This is a genomic window from Microbacterium sp. HSID17254 (assembly GCF_003989315.1).
Classification (GTDB): Bacteria; Actinomycetota; Actinomycetes; order Actinomycetales; family Microbacteriaceae; genus Microbacterium.
Genome location: NZ_RBLT01000001.1, coordinates 1 through 15,067, shown reverse-complemented (window position 1 = coordinate 15,067; position 15,067 = coordinate 1). Strand labels below are relative to the sequence as shown.

Here is a 15,067-nt window from a genome sequence, read left to right as displayed (position 1 = left end):
CACGATGGCTCTGTGCACCGGACTGGTGGCATTGGCGGTGTTCGGGCCGTGGTTGCTGCGGCACGCTGCCCCCGCCCTGGTGCGCGTCCCGCGCTTGGCGATCGTGGTCGTCGCCGGCGGCATCGGGGTCTGGCTGGTCACGCTGCTGGCGATCGGCCCGGTGCTGGCCTGGGCCGGAGCCGGCCCCGCGCTGCTGCCCGAACGCGCGGCCGAGGTCTGCCAACGGTGCCTCACCGCCGCGAACCCGTTCTCCGCCGACACCACCGAAACCCTGATCCCCGCGGTGCTGCTGCTCGCCCTGCCGGTGGCGCTGGCCCTTGCTCTGGGAGCAGGTCTTGCCCGCCAGATGGTTCGGCGCAGCTCTCGCTCCCGGGACGCCGCCCGCACGCTGCTGCACGGCGCGCGGCGGCAGCTCCTTCACGGGCACGAGGTGGCACTGGTCGACGCCGAGCACCTGTTCGCGCTTACCTTCCCCGACCGTCACGGCGGGATCGTGCTCTCCACCGGCGCGGTGCGCGCGCTGGGGCCGGGCGAGCTGGCCGCCGTGCTGGCCCACGAGCACGCCCACCTGCACCAACGCCACCACCTCATCACCGCGCTAGTGGACAGCATCGCCGCCTACCTACGGTGGGTGCCGCTGATCCGCGCTGTCGCCGACGCGCTGCCGCACTACCTGGAGATCGCCGCGGACGACCAGGCCCGCCGTCACGCAGGAACCCCGGCGCTGGTCAGCGCCCTGGTCAAGCTCGGCGAACGCACCCACCCCGCCATGCCGCAGCACTCCTGCCCTGTCGCCTTGCACGCCGCCGGTCCCGAACGCATCCGCCACCTCGTCCACCCCAGCGCCGGGCTGGCAGGCGCCCTGCCCGCCGTCGCGATCGCCGCATACCTGGTCGGCATGACCGCCCTTGCTGCCCTCGTCCATCTGCCCTACGTCTCGGCCGCCCTCACCGGCTGCACCATCTGACCCTGCCGGAAACCAAGAGAGAACACCAAACAATGAATGAGAACACTCGTGAGGTGATCCTGCACGTGGCCGACGACCCCGCCGACGTGCAACGGGCGCTGGACGCCGCCGCCGGACTCCACGCCGCCGGCCTGGGAGTGCGGGTGCGGGTGATCGTCAACGGCCCGGCTCTGGCCGGCCTGACCGGCACCGATGCCGTCCAGGTGCCCGAGCACACCGAGGTGGCCGCGTGCAGCGTCGGGCTCGGACGGCGCGGCATCGACCCCGGCGAGTTGCGACCCGAGGTCGGCACGGTCCCCTCCGCGGTCACCGCGATCGTCCATGCGCAACTGGCCGACGCCGCCTACATCCGCATCTGACCGGACCAGAAGGTGGCAGATGGAGCGCCGATGAGGACCATCGGGTTGCTGCACGGGATGAGCAGCGTCGCGATGGTGGACTACTACCGCCGGATCAACGACCGCGTGAACGAGCTGCGTGGCGGGCACGAGCGAGCCGAGCTGGTGCTGTCCTGCGTGAACTTCGGCGTCATCGAACGATGCGTGCGCGCCGAAGCCTGGGATGAGGCCGGACAGTATCTGGCAGGCAAAGCCCGGGGCCTGCAGCGGGCGGGAGCGGACTTCATCGCCTGCGGGAGCAACACGATGCACCGAGTCGCGCCCGTCATCGAGGCGGCGATCACCGTCCCATTCCTGCACATCGCCGATGTGGTCGCGACCACAGCGACCGACATCGCATCGGGGTGACCCGGCTGGGACTGCTCGGCACCGCGCCGACGATGGAACAGGACTTCTACCGGAGAAGACTCGAGCGAGCGGGCTTCACTGTGCTGCCCCCGGAGCCCGTCGACCGGACCACGGTCGATCAGATCATCTTCGACGAGCTGACCAGACACGTGTTCCGGCCTGAGTCTCGGGAGACCTACATCCGGGTCATGACAGACCTCCACGCGGCCGGGGCCGAGGCGATCGTGCTCGGATGCACCGAGATCATCCTCTTGGTCGGCCCCGACGACGTGCCGGGACTGCCGCTGCTTGACTCGACCACGCTGCACGTCGAAGCCATCGTCCAGACCGCGATGTCCCGCGGCTAAGCCGCCCCACAGCGGGTCCGCCGCGCCGGGACGAGCCGGTCACCGGCGCTGGAGGAGAAGTACCCCGTCGGTCAGCTCGGCGGCCTCGCCGGAAGGGGCGGTGGCGTGTCGGGTGTGCGTCTGGATGCTCAGGACGAGCCAGTCGTGCTCGTTGAGGTTCAGCTCCACGAACTGTCGTGCCGGGCTGGGAAAGCTGTGCGCGGGATGATCCGCGGCGTCGACCCAGGGTGGGAGTGCGGCGTGGGAGAGGACCACGAGGTGACCGCCGGCGCGCACCGTGGTGGCTGCGCGTTGCAGGATCGCGATGCGCGGGAGCGGGACAGGCGAGTGCAGGAAGCTGGCGGTCATCAGATCGTAGGGGCCGTCGTCCGGCTCCCACCGTGCCAGGTCGGCAGTGACGAACCGGGTGGCCGCGCTGGCCTGTTGACGCTGAGCCTCGCGGCGTGCGCGGGCGATAGCGGTGGCGGAGATGTCCACGCCGGTGACGAGCCAGCCCTGGGTGGCGAGCCAGATCGCATCGGCGCCCTCCCCGCACCCCAGATCCAGCGCTTTCCCCGGAGCCAAGTGCTGCACAGCGTTGACCAGGCTAGGGTTCGGGGCGGCCCGACCACACGCGCTCGGCGTCCCGGTAGCGGCCCTCCCAGAACTCCTGAGGATTCTGAGAGGGCGAGTCGTGGCGCGTGGCGCCTGTCATCGTCCGAACAGGCGGGCGAAGAACCCGCTCGTCGCGGCTGCCTTCTCCTTCTCCTTGTCGTGTCCGGGGCACCACTGGCCCGCCGGCACGGTGCGCTTGACCTCGGCGATGTGCTGGCCGCAGCCGGCCCAGGTGGTCTTGCCGCAGGTCTTACAGGTCACAGCTCGGCACATGGATTGCTTCTTCCTTCGAGGGCTGTCTGTCGGTTGGTCGTGAGGATCGCTCGTTCAGGCGAGCGTGAGGAACAGCTTCTCCAGCTCCTCGGTGGTGATGTCGTCGGCACGGTTGGTGCCGTCGGGGTCGGCGATGCAGTCCTTCATCGCGGTGGAGATGATCGCGAACCCGGCACGGTCAAGCGCCGAGGAGACCGCCGCGAGCTGGGTCACCACCTCCCGGCACGACCCGCCGCCTTCGACCGCGTCAATGACGGCGTTGAGCTGGCCGCGGGCGCGGCGGAGCCGGTTGAGGATGCGGCGCTGGGCGTCGGGGTCACTCGTGGACATGAGAACTCCTGTTCGGGACGGGGGCGCTCGTCAGGTCGACGTGCTGCCGGGCATCGGGGATGTCGAGTGTGTGCTGCGGCGTCTGAGGCTGCCGACGAGTGGTGAGCCAGCTCGTCGGGCATGTTCCTGTGACCGCCATGACCGCGATGACGGTGGCCATCACGCCGGCGGCTACCGCGATCGCCGGGTCCGTCGACAGCATGGATGCACCGAACGCGCCGACGATCAGGGCGACGGCTCCACGGCTCAGCCGCCCCCATACGCCGGCGCGGCATGCCGGGGCGCAGGTGAGCTGTCGGTCAGACATAGGCGAAACTCCTCTGACTGTCAGGAACGTCGTCGAGTGGGTGGTCGGCCCAAAAGCCCAGGATCGGCACCGAGCTCTCCTCGACCACCCGGGTCGGGTTCTCTCGCCTGATCTCGGTCGCGCCCATGACTCCACTATACCCCCGGGGGTATCGCGATCTCAACCTTGTCATCGCAGCGTCGCGAACGAGGTCTCCGCGACAGAGGCAAGCGGACTCTCCGGACGGTTGTGCAGCGCCCGCCGATCGCTCCTCGCGCAGCCCACTCCTCTCGGACCGCGTGGGCCGCAGAGGTCACGAACCGGGCGGGAGACGGCTACCCCACGGCGGCCGGCGAAGACAGGCTGAACCATACGACTATGCTAGATAGTAACTATCATGGATAGTCGAACATGAGGTTGGTCAACGTGCGGAACGGGGTTCGGAGCATGCGGGAGACAGTCGGACGGAGTAAGCCACCGCCGCGGCGCTGGCATGGGTTCCTCAGCGCGGCGGCGGGGACGGTCCTCGTCCTCGCTGGCGGGGCGCTGCTGGTAGGCCTTCTCGCCGCGCCGGAGCGGGTCGAGTATGTGTACGGGACGGTGAAGACGGCGGTCACGGGAAGCATCCATGCCGCGCGGGAGGACGCGTTCGGAGACCTGCCCACCGTGGACTTGGGCGCCACGGGTGGCGTGCACGAACTAGACGGCTGCGACGGAACGTTCACGGAGATGAGTTCCTACGAGCGGGAGGGCGTTCCGCCGGTATGGGCAGCTCACAACAATTGTCAAGGCGACGTCCTGCTCCCCTGGGAGATAGGCCAACTGGTGCAGGTCGAGGGTAGCGATCAGGTGTATCAAGTGGTTGATATCCGCCACACGCCAAAGACCTGGGCGACCACCGATGACCTACTTGGCCTCGACGGTTCATTCGCCTTGCAGACATGCTTCTACGGCGAGGACCGGATGAAGTTCGTTGGGCTCGAACCGGTCGATTAGTCGCGGGATTGTCGAGACCCGCCCGTCGCGCAGTCCTCAGCGCGGTCCGTCTGGTGCCCGCGAAAGAGGTGGTCAGGAATCCCATCCCAGGAATGCGGTTGATGAGCCCGAATCGGTCGCGGCGTCGAACCAACACGAGTCCTGCAGTCTCCGCGGTTTCGCACCCATCCTCGCCCGGAACCGCATCATCGTCCAGCCGGTCGGGCCGTTGGCCTACGACTGCGTTCAGGTCATCGTCGTTCGCGATGGAAGCGCTATCCTGTTTAGCGAGTTCAAGCAGAAGCTGGTCAAGTTTGGGGACGTGATTCTCCTGGGGGCCAACACACTGCTTGGGGGTGAGCCCGAGGGTCGTGCAACTGTGACGACGGTCTATCTCGACACCGACTACTTGATTGACCAGATTTTCTGGCAACACGTCGGCATATTACGGGACCGCCTCGACGCGCAGTGCTTTGCCGAGACTATGTATGCCGAGCCTGCGCAGGTACTTCATATCGGCGAAGATCGAGCGGGTATGCTGATGCCGCGTCTCGATGAGCTGGTTGCTCTCAGTATCGATGGCCGATTCGCGGAGAACTTCAATCGAATGCAGGCATTGTGGTTCAGCATCGCTCATGTCGTGACTCCCTTTGTCAAGACCTCACCGATCCGTACATCCCCGACGCAGCGCGCGACCGCGATACCCTCCCTACCTCGTGTTCGTCGGTTTGCGCCATTGCGCACAGAAGCGCGCAAGGTCGCTGAACTCTTACGGACGGACCCGGCGCGGCGTTGGTCCGTGTCGGACTTGGCAGATGAAGTACATCTGTCGAAATCACAGGTCAACCGCATCTTCGTTGAGGCGTACGGGAAGTCACCGATCGCTTACCTGACCATGCAGCGAGCCGAGCGGATGGCGCATCTTCTACGCACGACGTCCCGCTCTGTTGCGGCGATCGCTCAGGAGGTGGGCTGGAGCGATCCTGACTTCGCCGCTCGCCAGTTCCGCCGCGGCGTCGGCCTTACTCCCAGCGACTACCGGACGATGCATCGGGTGACGTCCACGCAAGTGGCCGGGTGAAGGACGCATCTGTCCGGGTGATAGCCGCGGGATCGGTGGCCGCAGGCCCCAGGGCCAGTTCCGATCCGGTAGGCCGGTAGAGACTCGTCGGGTTCGTCGCGGAGCTGACGGTCGCCAGTCTTGTTCCGTCGTCCGTCTTGTCTTCCTGATCCGCCCGGCGTACCTCGCGGTCGCACGGTTGCTCCCACTCGGAGTGGCCCTGGCGGAGGGAGGTCAGGCGATGGCTGCGAACGAGGACAAGCAGGCGGCGCGGCAAGTGACGCTCGATGCGCTGGAAGAACGCATCGTGCGTTCGGTCGAGGAACTGGTGTCGGGCGATGACTGGCGGCGTGCGATCGAGTTCGCCGCGAGGTTCCGGACCCGCTCGTTCAACAACACGCTGTTGATCTGGGCGCAGCATCTCGAAGCCTACGAACAGGGCCGGGTGCCGACACCGACGCCGACCTGGGTTGCCGGGTACAACGACTGGCAGAAGATGGGCCGCTGGCCGGAGAAGGACGGCGGCTATCGGATTCGCGGTCCGGTCAAGGCGAGGTTCGCATCGGCGACCCCGCGCGATCCGGCGTCGTGGCGGCGGCTCGGGAAGTGGGAGAAGCCCCGACCGGGCGAAGTCGTGCGCAGGCGGATCGTCAGCGTCGTCCCGGCCTATGTGTGGGACGTGTCGAGGACGCACGGCGCACCGCTTCCCGAGCTGCCCCGTCCGAGGCTGCTGGAAGGCGAAGCCCCGGCCGGGCTGTGGGAGGGCCTGACCGAGCAGGCGGAGTCGCTGGGGTTCGAGGTGCTGCGGATGCCGCGCGACCGCATCGAACGGGGCGCGAACGGCTGCATCCACTTCGAGACCCGGCAAGTGATGGTCTGCGCGGACATGGACCCGGCCGCGCAGGTCAAGACCCTCGCGCACGAGCTGGCGCACGTCCGGCTGGACGGCCCGAATCAGCGGGACGACGCCCGCGAGCATCGAGGAATCAGCGAGGTACGCGCGGAGTCGGTCGCGTTGATGATCGCCGCCGCACACGGCATGGACACCAGCGACTACACGATCCCGTATGTCGCCGGATGGGCGAGCAACGTGGACGGGAAAGACCCCGTGGCGGTGGTCCGCGCCACGGGCGAGCAGGTGCGCAGCACCGCATTCGACATTCTCGACAAGCTCGACACCACACAGCTCGGGAACGGCAACCCGCTGTCCCTGCGTGTCGATGGCCCGGAGCACACGCCGCAGGCCCAGGAGACGCCAGAGCAGGCCGCGCGCCAGGTCGAGCCGCTGCCGGAGCGGGAGACGCCGGCGGCCTCAGTCGGCTCGGGACGGGGCCTGTGATGGTCACCCCCGCCACGGCTGCCGCCGTGTTCGGTCAGCTCGACGGGGCACCGTTGCCGGTCGCGGCTGGTGAGCTGGCGCGGGCCGGAGTTCCGGTGTTCCCCTGTGCGCCGGCCGGGAAGCGGCCGATCCCGGAGCGCGGATTCCACGAGGCCAGCATCGACCCGAGCCGTGTTGAGGCGTGGTGGCGGGCGCGGCCGGCCGCGAACATCGGCATCCCGACCGGTGCCGTCTCGGGGCTGGTAGTGATCGACGTGGATGTGCACGGCGTCAACGGGTACGCCGCCTACGCGCGGTCAGCCCGGGCCGGGCTGATCCCCGAGCCGCTGGCGGTCGTGCGCACACCCACCGGCGGCCAGCACGCCTACTTTCCAGCCGACCCGAACCAGGCGCAACGGTCCTGGCAGGCAGGGAAGGTCGGCATCGACTGTCGCGGGGACGGCGGCTACATCATCGCCCCGCCCTCGCTGCTACGGCTCGACGGCCTGCGCACGCCGTACCGGGTCGAGCAGCTCGCGGCCGGTGCGGCCTGGCCGATAGATGCGGGCCGGCTGCGAGACTTCCTTGATCCTCGGCCCGCGCCTCGGCCGCGCCTCGGTGGGCCAGTGCGGCGCGAGGATGCGGAGCGGCTGGCGACGTGGCTGGGGCGGCAGGCCACAGACCGCAACCTCAAACTCTTCTGGGCCTCGTGCCGGTTGTCCGAGGGCGGGGTGCCGCTCACGGATGCCCTGGACGCGATGGTGACGGCCGCACAATCCGATTTCGGGGAGCGGGAGATCACCCGCACCGTCTACAGCGCCTATCGCAGCGTCGGCGCCGGAGCCCGCCGGGACCGTCCGGCCGCATCGGCTTCGGGCGAGTTCGCTCGCGGGAACGCGCAGCAGCGGGCGCCCGCCACGCGGGGGCTGTCATGAAGGAGCTACGCGGCCGCCGGTGGGCGGTCATCACCTCGGTCGCCGGGACGGTGTTCATCGCTGCCGGCGCGTTCTGGTTGTCGTTCACGTCCCTGGCCGACCTTGCCCGCCGCTCCGGGATCGGGGCCGGGCAGGCGTGGGCGTGGCCGCTGATCGTCGACGGCGTAATCGTGGTCTCCACGGTGGCCGTCGTTGCCCTCGCCGGTGAGCGAGCGGCGTGGTATCCGTGGGCGTTGCTGGTCGGCGGTGCCGCGGTGTCGGTGACGGCGAACTCGCTGCATGCGGTGGTCGCGGCCGACGCCGACGTGCCCGGACCGCTCGCGGCCGCGGTCGCTGCCGTGCCGCCGGTCGTGCTGCTGGCGATCACGCATCTGACCGTTGTGCTGACCCGCGCCACCGCACGCCCGGCTACTGCGCTCGAGTTGCCGCCGGCGGTCGAGCCGATCACCCCGTTGCCCCAGAGCGAGACGGCATCTCTTGACCCGCCATCTACGGCGGCAGGCGTCACCGCTGCGGACACGGACGGCGGGCCGGATCGTCGGGCGCTGGCGGCAGAGCTGCGAGAGCAGGACTGGTCGAACAAGGCCATCGCCCGGCATTTGGGCGTGCATCCCTCGACGGTGGGTCGCTGGCTGCCTCGTGCTCACCAGTCCGATGAGGCCGACCCGTCCGGGTCGCAGCCCGAGATGGAAGGAGCCCTGCCATGAACGATCAGGACCGGATGCGGGAGCAGCATCGCTCCGAGCCCGAGCCGCCACCCCGTAAGCGGAACGACCTGAACCCAACCGAGGCGACCGAAGCAGCGGGGACGCCGGATGCGGTCAAGGCCGCCGCGTCCCGCACGGCGGCGAAGGAGAAGCTGGCGCGGGTACGGGGCCGGGGCGTGGATTGGGTGCGCCCGACCGACCTGATCGCCCAAGGCGGCGGCCGGCTGTCCCGCCGGGGCATCGACCGGACCGCCGATATGAACCGGCACGTTCGCGCCCCGATCGAGAAGGGCGCCCGCTGGGTCGCCGAGCGAGCCAAGCGTCTGCCGCCTCTGAGCGCCTTCGGCCGTCGCGGCGGCGCCGAGCAGGGACCGCACCGCTCCGGGGTCGGGATGAGGTAGCCGGGTGGTGATGAGTCATGGGCGCTCATTCCGTCAAGGCGAGCCCCGCAGTCGTCTGCGGGTGCACCTCGCCGTCGGGAGGTGCCCAGACCATGACCAACGACACCAGCACCATGAGCGAGACCAGCGGCCGGACGGCTGAGGACTACCGCACCAGCGAGGGCCTGCGTGCCCTGCTGAAACGGCTGCACGCCGCCGGCCAGCGCGCCTGGGAGCACGACCCGGTAGCGGCAGAGCTGATGGCGTTCGCGGCCGAGAAGTACGCGGCGCTGGCGCACAAGCACCGGCTCGATCCGTGGGAGGCCGCGTCGGCGGCGTTCGACGTGATGCGCACCAAGGCCGCCCGCACCGCCGATGACCCGTGGGCGGTCATCACGCACGCGGTACGGATCACCTGCATCGCCGAGGAACGCGGCCAAGGGCTGCTGTGCTCGACCCACCAGGCACGCCGGCCCCGCTACTCGATCTTCCACGACCCCGAACGGCTCTCCGACCGCGAGAACGTCCTGAGCGACTACCATCCCGCGTTCCAGATCAAGGACGCCCACGACCGCGACAACACCCCGGAGCAGGCACCGGCCGAGCCGGCGGCAACCACCGCGGCGTCGGCGGTCGAGGACGCGATCACGCTGCTGATGCTGCTGGACTGGCCCGAGGGCACGGCACGCCCGGCGGTAGAACACGTCTGCGTGGCGCTGACGCGCGTCGGGAACCGGCACACCGCCTACGAGACACTGCGACGCGACAAGCACGCCCGAGCCCTGATCGACCTTCCTGGCCGGTCCTGGGCGGTGCTGCTGCGCGCCCTGCTCGGCTGCCCGGACCCGGCGCTCGCGGCGACCGGCGCGGGACGCGGCATCCTGCTGCGGCTGCTGATCGGCGAGACCCTGCCGGTGCTGCTGCGCGATGACGACCTCGTGCTCACCCTCTCCCTGGCCGCACCGGGCATCAGCAAGCCGGGCGCGAGAAAGGCGCGAGGTGCGGGATGAGCGCACCGGCCGGACACATCGAGCTGGAGCGGGCGGTTGACTCCATCACTGTCGGCCGCCGGCACCGCACGGACCTGGGCGACATCGACGCGCTCGCGGCGTCGATCGACCGGGACGGTCTGTTGCAGCCGCCGACGATCACCCCGGACGGGGTGCTGGTGTGCGGGGCGCGCCGGATGGCCGCGATCAAGAAGCTCGGCTGGCGCCGCGTCAGCGTGTGGGTGCGCTCCGGTATCTCGGACCGGCTGGGGCATCTGCTGGCCGAGCAGGACGACAACCAGCTCCACAAGCCGCTCACCGCGATCGAGGCCGCCGCCTTGTACCGGGAGATCAAGGAACTCATGGCCGAGGACGCCGCACGCCGCAAGGCCAAGACCCAGTTCCACGAGGGCCACGAGCCCGGAAAGCATGGTCCCGCCGATTCGGCGGGACCATCGGACTCGCACCAGCTCGGAGACGCTCGGACACAGGCGGCGCGGATGGTGACCGGCTCGGCGTCCTACAGTCGGCTGGAACAGATCGGCTACCTGCAACACCTGGCCGACGATCCGAGCACCCCGGAGACGATCCGCGTCCAGGCGCGGGACGGGCTGACGCAGATCGAGGCCGGTGCGGCGGTCAACCCGATCTTCCAGCGCCTCCGCGACAGCCAAGCCAAGGCCGACAGCGAGCGGGACCAACGGTTGCACGAGCTGGCCGACGAAGCCCTGGCCCGCGTCCACGCCGCCAAGACCAGCAAGGCCAGCAAGGTCAGCAAGCCGGCCACGCCGAAGCGTCGCCCCGTCGTTGAGGACGAGGAACCGACGCGGTACCCGCTGCGGGCGTTCGTACTGACCTGGGGCGACCTGGAAGCGTGGTGGACCCACTACGACGTGGACGAGCTGGCCGTCGAGCTCACCGACGAGCAGGCCGAGGCGTTCTTCGCCACCGTCGAGGGCACCACCGAGTTCGCCGACCGGCTCCGCACCGCCCGCACAACCGTCGCTGAGTCGGCGGGCCGGCCGCTGCTGCGCGCCCTCTGATGCACCGGTAGGGCCAGTCACCGGCGGGCTCACCTCTGGGCATGAAGACGAATCTCGCTTCCTGGTCCCGTGGCCGACTCATCGCGGTGATCGCCGCCGGCCTCGTGCTGCTGCTCCTGATCGGCGTCGGCGTGTATGGGCTCATCACCGGCCCACGACAGCCCACCGATCGCGCGCCCGATCCGGCTCCGACCATCACCGCTCCGGGTGAGTCCGAGCCCGGCAAACCGGGGCCGCCGCGGGTGATCCCCTCGCACGACCCGGATGAGTTCGCCCGCAATGTCGCTGAGGCGCTGTTCGCCTGGGACACCGGCTCCGGGCTGATGCCGCTGGATTACTCCGCCGCGATCTTGGAGGTCGGGGACCCCTCCGGCCATGAGCAGGCGGGCCTCGCCGCCGACATCGCGTCCTATCTGCCGTCGCGGGAGGCGTGGATCGAGCTGCGCAAGTACGCCACCACCCAGCATCTCACCATCGAGTCCTCGTTCGTGCCCCAAGCATGGGACACCGCGGTTGAGCAGGCCCAGTCCGGCCAGCTCCCGCGTGGTGCGACCGCGATCACGATCGAAGGAACCCGGCACCGCGAGGGCGTCTGGAACGGCGAACCCGTCACCAGCGAGCACCCCGTGGCCTTCACCGTGTTTCTGGCCTGCCCGCCCCCGGCGCCGGAGTTCCGCACCGGCCCGTGTCACGTGCTGCGCCTGTCGCAGCTCGACAACCCGCTGCGATGACAGAAGGCACGCCGTGGTCAAGAAGCTCCTCATCCTCGGACTCGCCTTCGTCCTGTTCGGCCCTGCCTGTGTCCTGATGGCGATCGGCGTGCTGATGAACCCCGCCGCCGCGAACTGCGCCGTCCCCGGCGGCAGCGTCACCGTGGGCAACGTCCCCGATTCGTTGACCGTCACCACGCAAGACGGCACCACGTTCACGCTGAACAAGACCCAGCTCACGCACGCGGCCACGATCATCACTGTCGGCGGCGGCATCGAGGGCGTCGGCCGGCCCGGCATCAAGATCGCGCTGATGGCCGCGCTCACCGAGAGCACCCTGCGCCAGCTCGCCAACACCAGTGCCTACCCCGAGTCCGCGAACTACCCCAACGACGGCAACGGCGGCGACCACGACTCCCTCGGCCTGTTCCAGATGCGCCCGCAATCCGGGTGGGGAACCGTCGCGGAGCTGATGGACACGAACTATCAGGCCCGCGCGTTCTACGGCGGACCCGATGGACCTAACTATCCCTCGCCGCGGGGCCTGCTGGACATCCCCGGCTGGGCGCAGATGGACCCCGGCGAGGCCGCGCAAGCCGTCGAGGTCAGTGCCTACCCTGACCGCTACCGCAACTACGAGCCGGTCGCCGAACGCATCCTCGACGCTCTCACCGGCGCGACGGGTGCGGCTGGCCCGGCCACCGCCTCGGTGGTGGCCGGTCCGGTCGCGGAGTCCTCGCGGGTCGTGTTCCCGCTCCCCGAGGGAACTTGGGTGCTCACCAGCGAGTTCGGGCCGCGTATCCATCCGATCACCGGGGAACCGTCGTTCCACACCGGCACCGACTTCGCCGCACCGGACGGCACGCCGATCCTCGCCGCCGCAGACGGGACCGTGACCGTGGCCGAGTTCTCCGGCGGCTACGGCGGACTCATTGTCATCGAGCACCAGATCGACGGGCAGACCGTGGCGACCGCCTACGCGCATATGTGGCAGTCCGGCATCCTCGTCGCGGCCGGAGATCGTGTGACCGCGGGCCAGCACATCGGCGATGTCGGCAGCTCCGGGAACAGCACGGGGCCACACCTGCATTTCGAGGTCCGGCCCGGCGGCACGAGCGGCGAGGCCGTCGACGCGGCCAAGTGGCTTAACGACCACAACGCGGTCGACCTGCCCGAAGCCACGGTCGGCAGCCCGAACGAGTGCAGTTCCGGTGGAGCGCCGGGCGATCCCGCCCCGCTGGACGGCGACCCCGACCAGAAGGTCGATGACCCCACCAGCGACGGGCAGATCACCGCGCGGATGGCGCACGTCATGGCCCAAGCCCGTGCCGCGTTCCCCGACAGCTCCTGGGCCTGCTACTCGCCCCGGCCCGGCACAACGTCAGAGCACCCGCTGGGCCGGGCGTGTGACATCACGTTCGGGAACCCGATCGGGACGCACCCGATGCCCGCGCAGCTCGAGGACGGGTGGCGGGTGACGAACTGGATGAAGGACCACGCCGAGTCGCTGGGCGTGGAGTACCTGATCTGGCAGGGCCAAATCTGGTCCCTGGCCCGCGACGCCGAAGGCTGGCGCCCCTACAACGGCGGCGGGATGCACGACCCCGGCGACGTGACCGGCGGCCATTACGACCACCTGCACGTCACCGTCAGGGCCGGTTCGTGATGGAAGTGTTCCCCGACTTCGACGGGCTCGGAGGCATCGGTGATCTGAAACAGGTCATCGGCGCCCTGCTGATGTTCGTGCTCATCGTCGCGGTGCTCATGGTCATCGTCTCGGCGATCTGCTGGGCGCTGGGCGCCTCGCACGGCAACCACTCGCTTGCCTCCAAGGGCCGGGTCGGGGTGCTCGTCGGCGTCGGCGCCGCCGCGCTCGCCGGCGCGGGGGTGGCGTGGGTGAACTGGCTCATCGCCCTCGGCCAACAGCTCTGATCCTCCGTCGCCAGCAGGCCCGCTCTCTGCGTTGGGAGCGGGCCCTTCGTCTGCCCGGTCTCGCCAGTCGCTCCCTGGTTCACCTCGTCGCCACAAGCCATTCGCTCAGCGAGGGAGTAACCGCCGTGATCGACATCGACCCCAACAGCTCGGGACTGCCCGGCATCGACCAGCTCCGCACCATCGTTGGCGCCGTGATGACGGTCGGCCTCATCCTCTCCGTACTGGCGCTAATCGTCTCCGCGATCGTCTGGGCCTACGGCGCCAACAGCTCGAACCCGCATCTGGCGGGCAGGGGCAAGCTGGGCGTTCTCATCTCCTGCGGTGCCGCGGTGATCTGCGGCGCGGCGGTGACGCTCGTAAACTTCTTCTGGAACGTCGGCCAGGCTGTATAGGGCCGCCGGTCACCGCAGGAGATTTGAGATGGGTGTCTGCGACGTTCCCGTGATTTCGACCGTCTGCGACGTGGCGGGCCAGGCTGCCGCGACGGTCGTGGCTGCCCCGTTCGACTGGCTCGCCCAGGCGATGGGCGGCGCGGCCGGCTGGCTGATCGAGGCGATGTGGGCCGTGTTCGACACGACCACGCTGGTCGATGTCCAGACGGACGGGTTCACCAGCGTCTACAACCTGATCTTCGGCATCGGCGTCTTCCTCGTCCTGATCTTCTTCTGCCTGCAACTCATCACCGGGCTGATCCGCCGCGACCCGACCGCGCTGTCCAGAGCCGCGCTCGGCGCGGCGAAATCGGTGCTGGGCGCGTTCGTGGTCGTCACGCTGACCGCGCTCGCACTGGAAATCGTGGACCAGCTCAGCATCGGCATCATCCAGACGTCCGGCGAGACCACCGAGACGATGGGCGACAAGATCATCCTGCTCGCCGCCGGGCTCAGCGGCATCAACATCGCCGCGCCCGGCGTCGGCGCGATCGTCACGATCTTCCTGGCCGGGCTGATGATCGCCGCCGTCGCGATCGTCTGGTTCAGCCTGCTGATCCGCAAGGCGCTGCTGCTGGTCGGCGTGGTGCTGGCACCGATCGCGTTCGCCGGCGCGTCCTGGGACGCCACCAAAGGATGGATCGGGAAATGGGCGGCGTTCGTGATCGCCCTCATCATCAGCAAGCTCGTGCTCGTCGTCATCTTCTTGCTGGCGATCACGCAGATCGCCACCCCGATCGAGCTGGACATCGCCGCCGTCACCGAACCGATCACCGGCATCGTGCTCATGGGCATCGCGGCCTTCGCGCCCTACATGGTCTACCGCTTCGTGTCGTTCGTGGGCTTCGACCTGTACCAGCAGATGGGCACCGAGCAGGAGGCCAAGAACGCGCTCAACCGTCCCGTCCCGATCCCCTCCAAGCCCCAAGGCGGCGGCGAGCCCAAGAAGGTTCTCGAAGACCCCAATGACGGCGCGTCGGACGCAGGATCAGGTGGCACGCCTCCGCCGTCGCCCGCCCCGGCGCAGGCACCTGCCGCGGC

22 protein-coding genes are annotated in these 15,067 nt (G+C 69.3%); 17 read left to right on the top strand and 5 right to left on the bottom strand.

Annotation, left to right across the window (positions count from 1 at the left end; genetic code table 11):
- Positions 1-4: 4 nt before the first annotated feature.
- The 4 genes from D8M34_RS19470 to D8M34_RS19710 are packed head-to-tail and all read left to right on the top strand — an operon-like array spanning position 5 to position 2,060.
- The gene (locus tag D8M34_RS19470) at positions 5-967 is read left to right on the top strand and encodes a M56 family metallopeptidase (RefSeq protein WP_238695568.1); all 963 of its coding nucleotides are present in this window, start codon (positions 5-7) and stop codon (positions 965-967) included.
- Positions 968-999: 32 nt separating this feature from the next.
- Positions 1,000-1,326, top strand: coding sequence for a hypothetical protein (locus tag D8M34_RS00090; RefSeq protein ID WP_036542089.1), 327 nt, complete (start codon positions 1,000-1,002; stop codon positions 1,324-1,326).
- Positions 1,327-1,383: 57 nt separating this feature from the next.
- On the top strand, positions 1,384-1,713 hold the full coding sequence (locus D8M34_RS19715) for an aspartate/glutamate racemase family protein (RefSeq protein ID WP_202976242.1): 330 nt from the start codon (positions 1,384-1,386) through the stop codon (positions 1,711-1,713).
- Complete coding sequence (locus D8M34_RS19710; RefSeq protein WP_202976241.1) at positions 1,710-2,060, top strand: aspartate/glutamate racemase family protein; 351 nt, start codon at positions 1,710-1,712, stop codon at positions 2,058-2,060. Before D8M34_RS19715 ends, D8M34_RS19710 begins: the two co-directional genes overlap by 4 nt.
- A 39-nt stretch (positions 2,061-2,099) precedes the next feature.
- Here the strand turns inward: D8M34_RS19710 and D8M34_RS00080 are convergent, their stop codons facing one another.
- The 5 genes from D8M34_RS00080 to D8M34_RS19705 form a co-directional block, all read right to left on the bottom strand.
- Positions 2,100-2,633: a class I SAM-dependent methyltransferase gene (locus D8M34_RS00080; RefSeq protein ID WP_202976240.1), complete on the bottom strand. Its 534-nt coding sequence runs from the start codon at positions 2,631-2,633 to the stop codon at positions 2,100-2,102.
- Between the two features lie 117 nt (positions 2,634-2,750).
- Entirely contained in the window at positions 2,751-2,927 is a 177-nt protein-coding gene (locus D8M34_RS19230; protein ID WP_164498150.1) for a hypothetical protein, read from the bottom strand.
- A gap of 54 nt (positions 2,928-2,981) precedes the next feature.
- Positions 2,982-3,257, bottom strand: coding sequence for a metal-sensitive transcriptional regulator (locus D8M34_RS00075; protein WP_026529653.1), 276 nt, complete (start codon positions 3,255-3,257; stop codon positions 2,982-2,984).
- Complete coding sequence (locus D8M34_RS00070; protein ID WP_028850586.1) at positions 3,244-3,564, bottom strand: hypothetical protein; 321 nt, start codon at positions 3,562-3,564, stop codon at positions 3,244-3,246. Before D8M34_RS00070 ends, D8M34_RS00075 begins: the two co-directional genes overlap by 14 nt.
- Entirely contained in the window at positions 3,557-3,691 is a 135-nt protein-coding gene (locus D8M34_RS19705) for a hypothetical protein (RefSeq protein ID WP_257996725.1), read from the bottom strand. The genes D8M34_RS00070 and D8M34_RS19705 overlap by 8 nt, the downstream gene beginning before the upstream one ends.
- A gap of 263 nt (positions 3,692-3,954) precedes the next feature.
- Between D8M34_RS19705 and D8M34_RS00065 the strand changes: the two genes are divergently transcribed.
- The 13 genes from D8M34_RS00065 to D8M34_RS00005 form a co-directional block, all read left to right on the top strand.
- On the top strand, positions 3,955-4,539 hold the full coding sequence (locus D8M34_RS00065; RefSeq protein WP_102209899.1) for a hypothetical protein: 585 nt from the start codon (positions 3,955-3,957) through the stop codon (positions 4,537-4,539).
- Positions 4,540-4,747: 208 nt separating this feature from the next.
- Entirely contained in the window at positions 4,748-5,599 is an 852-nt protein-coding gene (locus tag D8M34_RS00060) for a helix-turn-helix domain-containing protein (protein ID WP_164498149.1), read from the top strand.
- Between the two features lie 220 nt (positions 5,600-5,819).
- Complete coding sequence (locus D8M34_RS00055; protein ID WP_102209900.1) at positions 5,820-6,917, top strand: ArdC-like ssDNA-binding domain-containing protein; 1,098 nt, start codon at positions 5,820-5,822, stop codon at positions 6,915-6,917.
- Entirely contained in the window at positions 6,917-7,831 is a 915-nt protein-coding gene (locus D8M34_RS00050) for a bifunctional DNA primase/polymerase (RefSeq protein WP_026529656.1), read from the top strand. Before D8M34_RS00055 ends, D8M34_RS00050 begins: the two co-directional genes overlap by 1 nt.
- Positions 7,828-8,538 carry a helix-turn-helix domain-containing protein gene (locus D8M34_RS00045; RefSeq protein ID WP_036542085.1) on the top strand — a complete coding sequence of 237 codons (711 nt, stop codon included), beginning with the start codon at positions 7,828-7,830 and terminating at the stop codon, positions 8,536-8,538. The genes D8M34_RS00050 and D8M34_RS00045 overlap by 4 nt, the downstream gene beginning before the upstream one ends.
- Positions 8,535-8,939, top strand: coding sequence for a hypothetical protein (locus D8M34_RS00040; protein WP_026529658.1), 405 nt, complete (start codon positions 8,535-8,537; stop codon positions 8,937-8,939). The genes D8M34_RS00045 and D8M34_RS00040 overlap by 4 nt, the downstream gene beginning before the upstream one ends.
- Before the next feature lie 92 nt (positions 8,940-9,031).
- Entirely contained in the window at positions 9,032-9,928 is an 897-nt protein-coding gene (locus D8M34_RS00035) for a hypothetical protein (protein ID WP_026529659.1), read from the top strand.
- Positions 9,925-10,950: a ParB N-terminal domain-containing protein gene (locus D8M34_RS00030; protein ID WP_026529660.1), complete on the top strand. Its 1,026-nt coding sequence runs from the start codon at positions 9,925-9,927 to the stop codon at positions 10,948-10,950. Before D8M34_RS00035 ends, D8M34_RS00030 begins: the two co-directional genes overlap by 4 nt.
- Before the next feature lie 41 nt (positions 10,951-10,991).
- Complete coding sequence (locus D8M34_RS00025; protein ID WP_036542082.1) at positions 10,992-11,681, top strand: hypothetical protein; 690 nt, start codon at positions 10,992-10,994, stop codon at positions 11,679-11,681.
- Positions 11,682-11,694: 13 nt separating this feature from the next.
- Positions 11,695-13,326 carry a M23 family metallopeptidase gene (locus tag D8M34_RS00020; RefSeq protein ID WP_126892896.1) on the top strand — a complete coding sequence of 544 codons (1,632 nt, stop codon included), beginning with the start codon at positions 11,695-11,697 and terminating at the stop codon, positions 13,324-13,326.
- Complete coding sequence (locus tag D8M34_RS00015) at positions 13,326-13,592, top strand: DUF6112 family protein (RefSeq protein ID WP_026529667.1); 267 nt, start codon at positions 13,326-13,328, stop codon at positions 13,590-13,592. The genes D8M34_RS00020 and D8M34_RS00015 overlap by 1 nt, the downstream gene beginning before the upstream one ends.
- A 125-nt stretch (positions 13,593-13,717) precedes the next feature.
- Positions 13,718-13,987, top strand: coding sequence for a DUF6112 family protein (locus D8M34_RS00010; protein WP_026529668.1), 270 nt, complete (start codon positions 13,718-13,720; stop codon positions 13,985-13,987).
- Positions 13,988-14,015: 28 nt separating this feature from the next.
- Positions 14,016-15,067 (top strand): conjugal transfer protein TrbL (locus D8M34_RS00005; protein ID WP_126892895.1); only part of this gene is annotated, 1,052 nt, incomplete at its 3' end.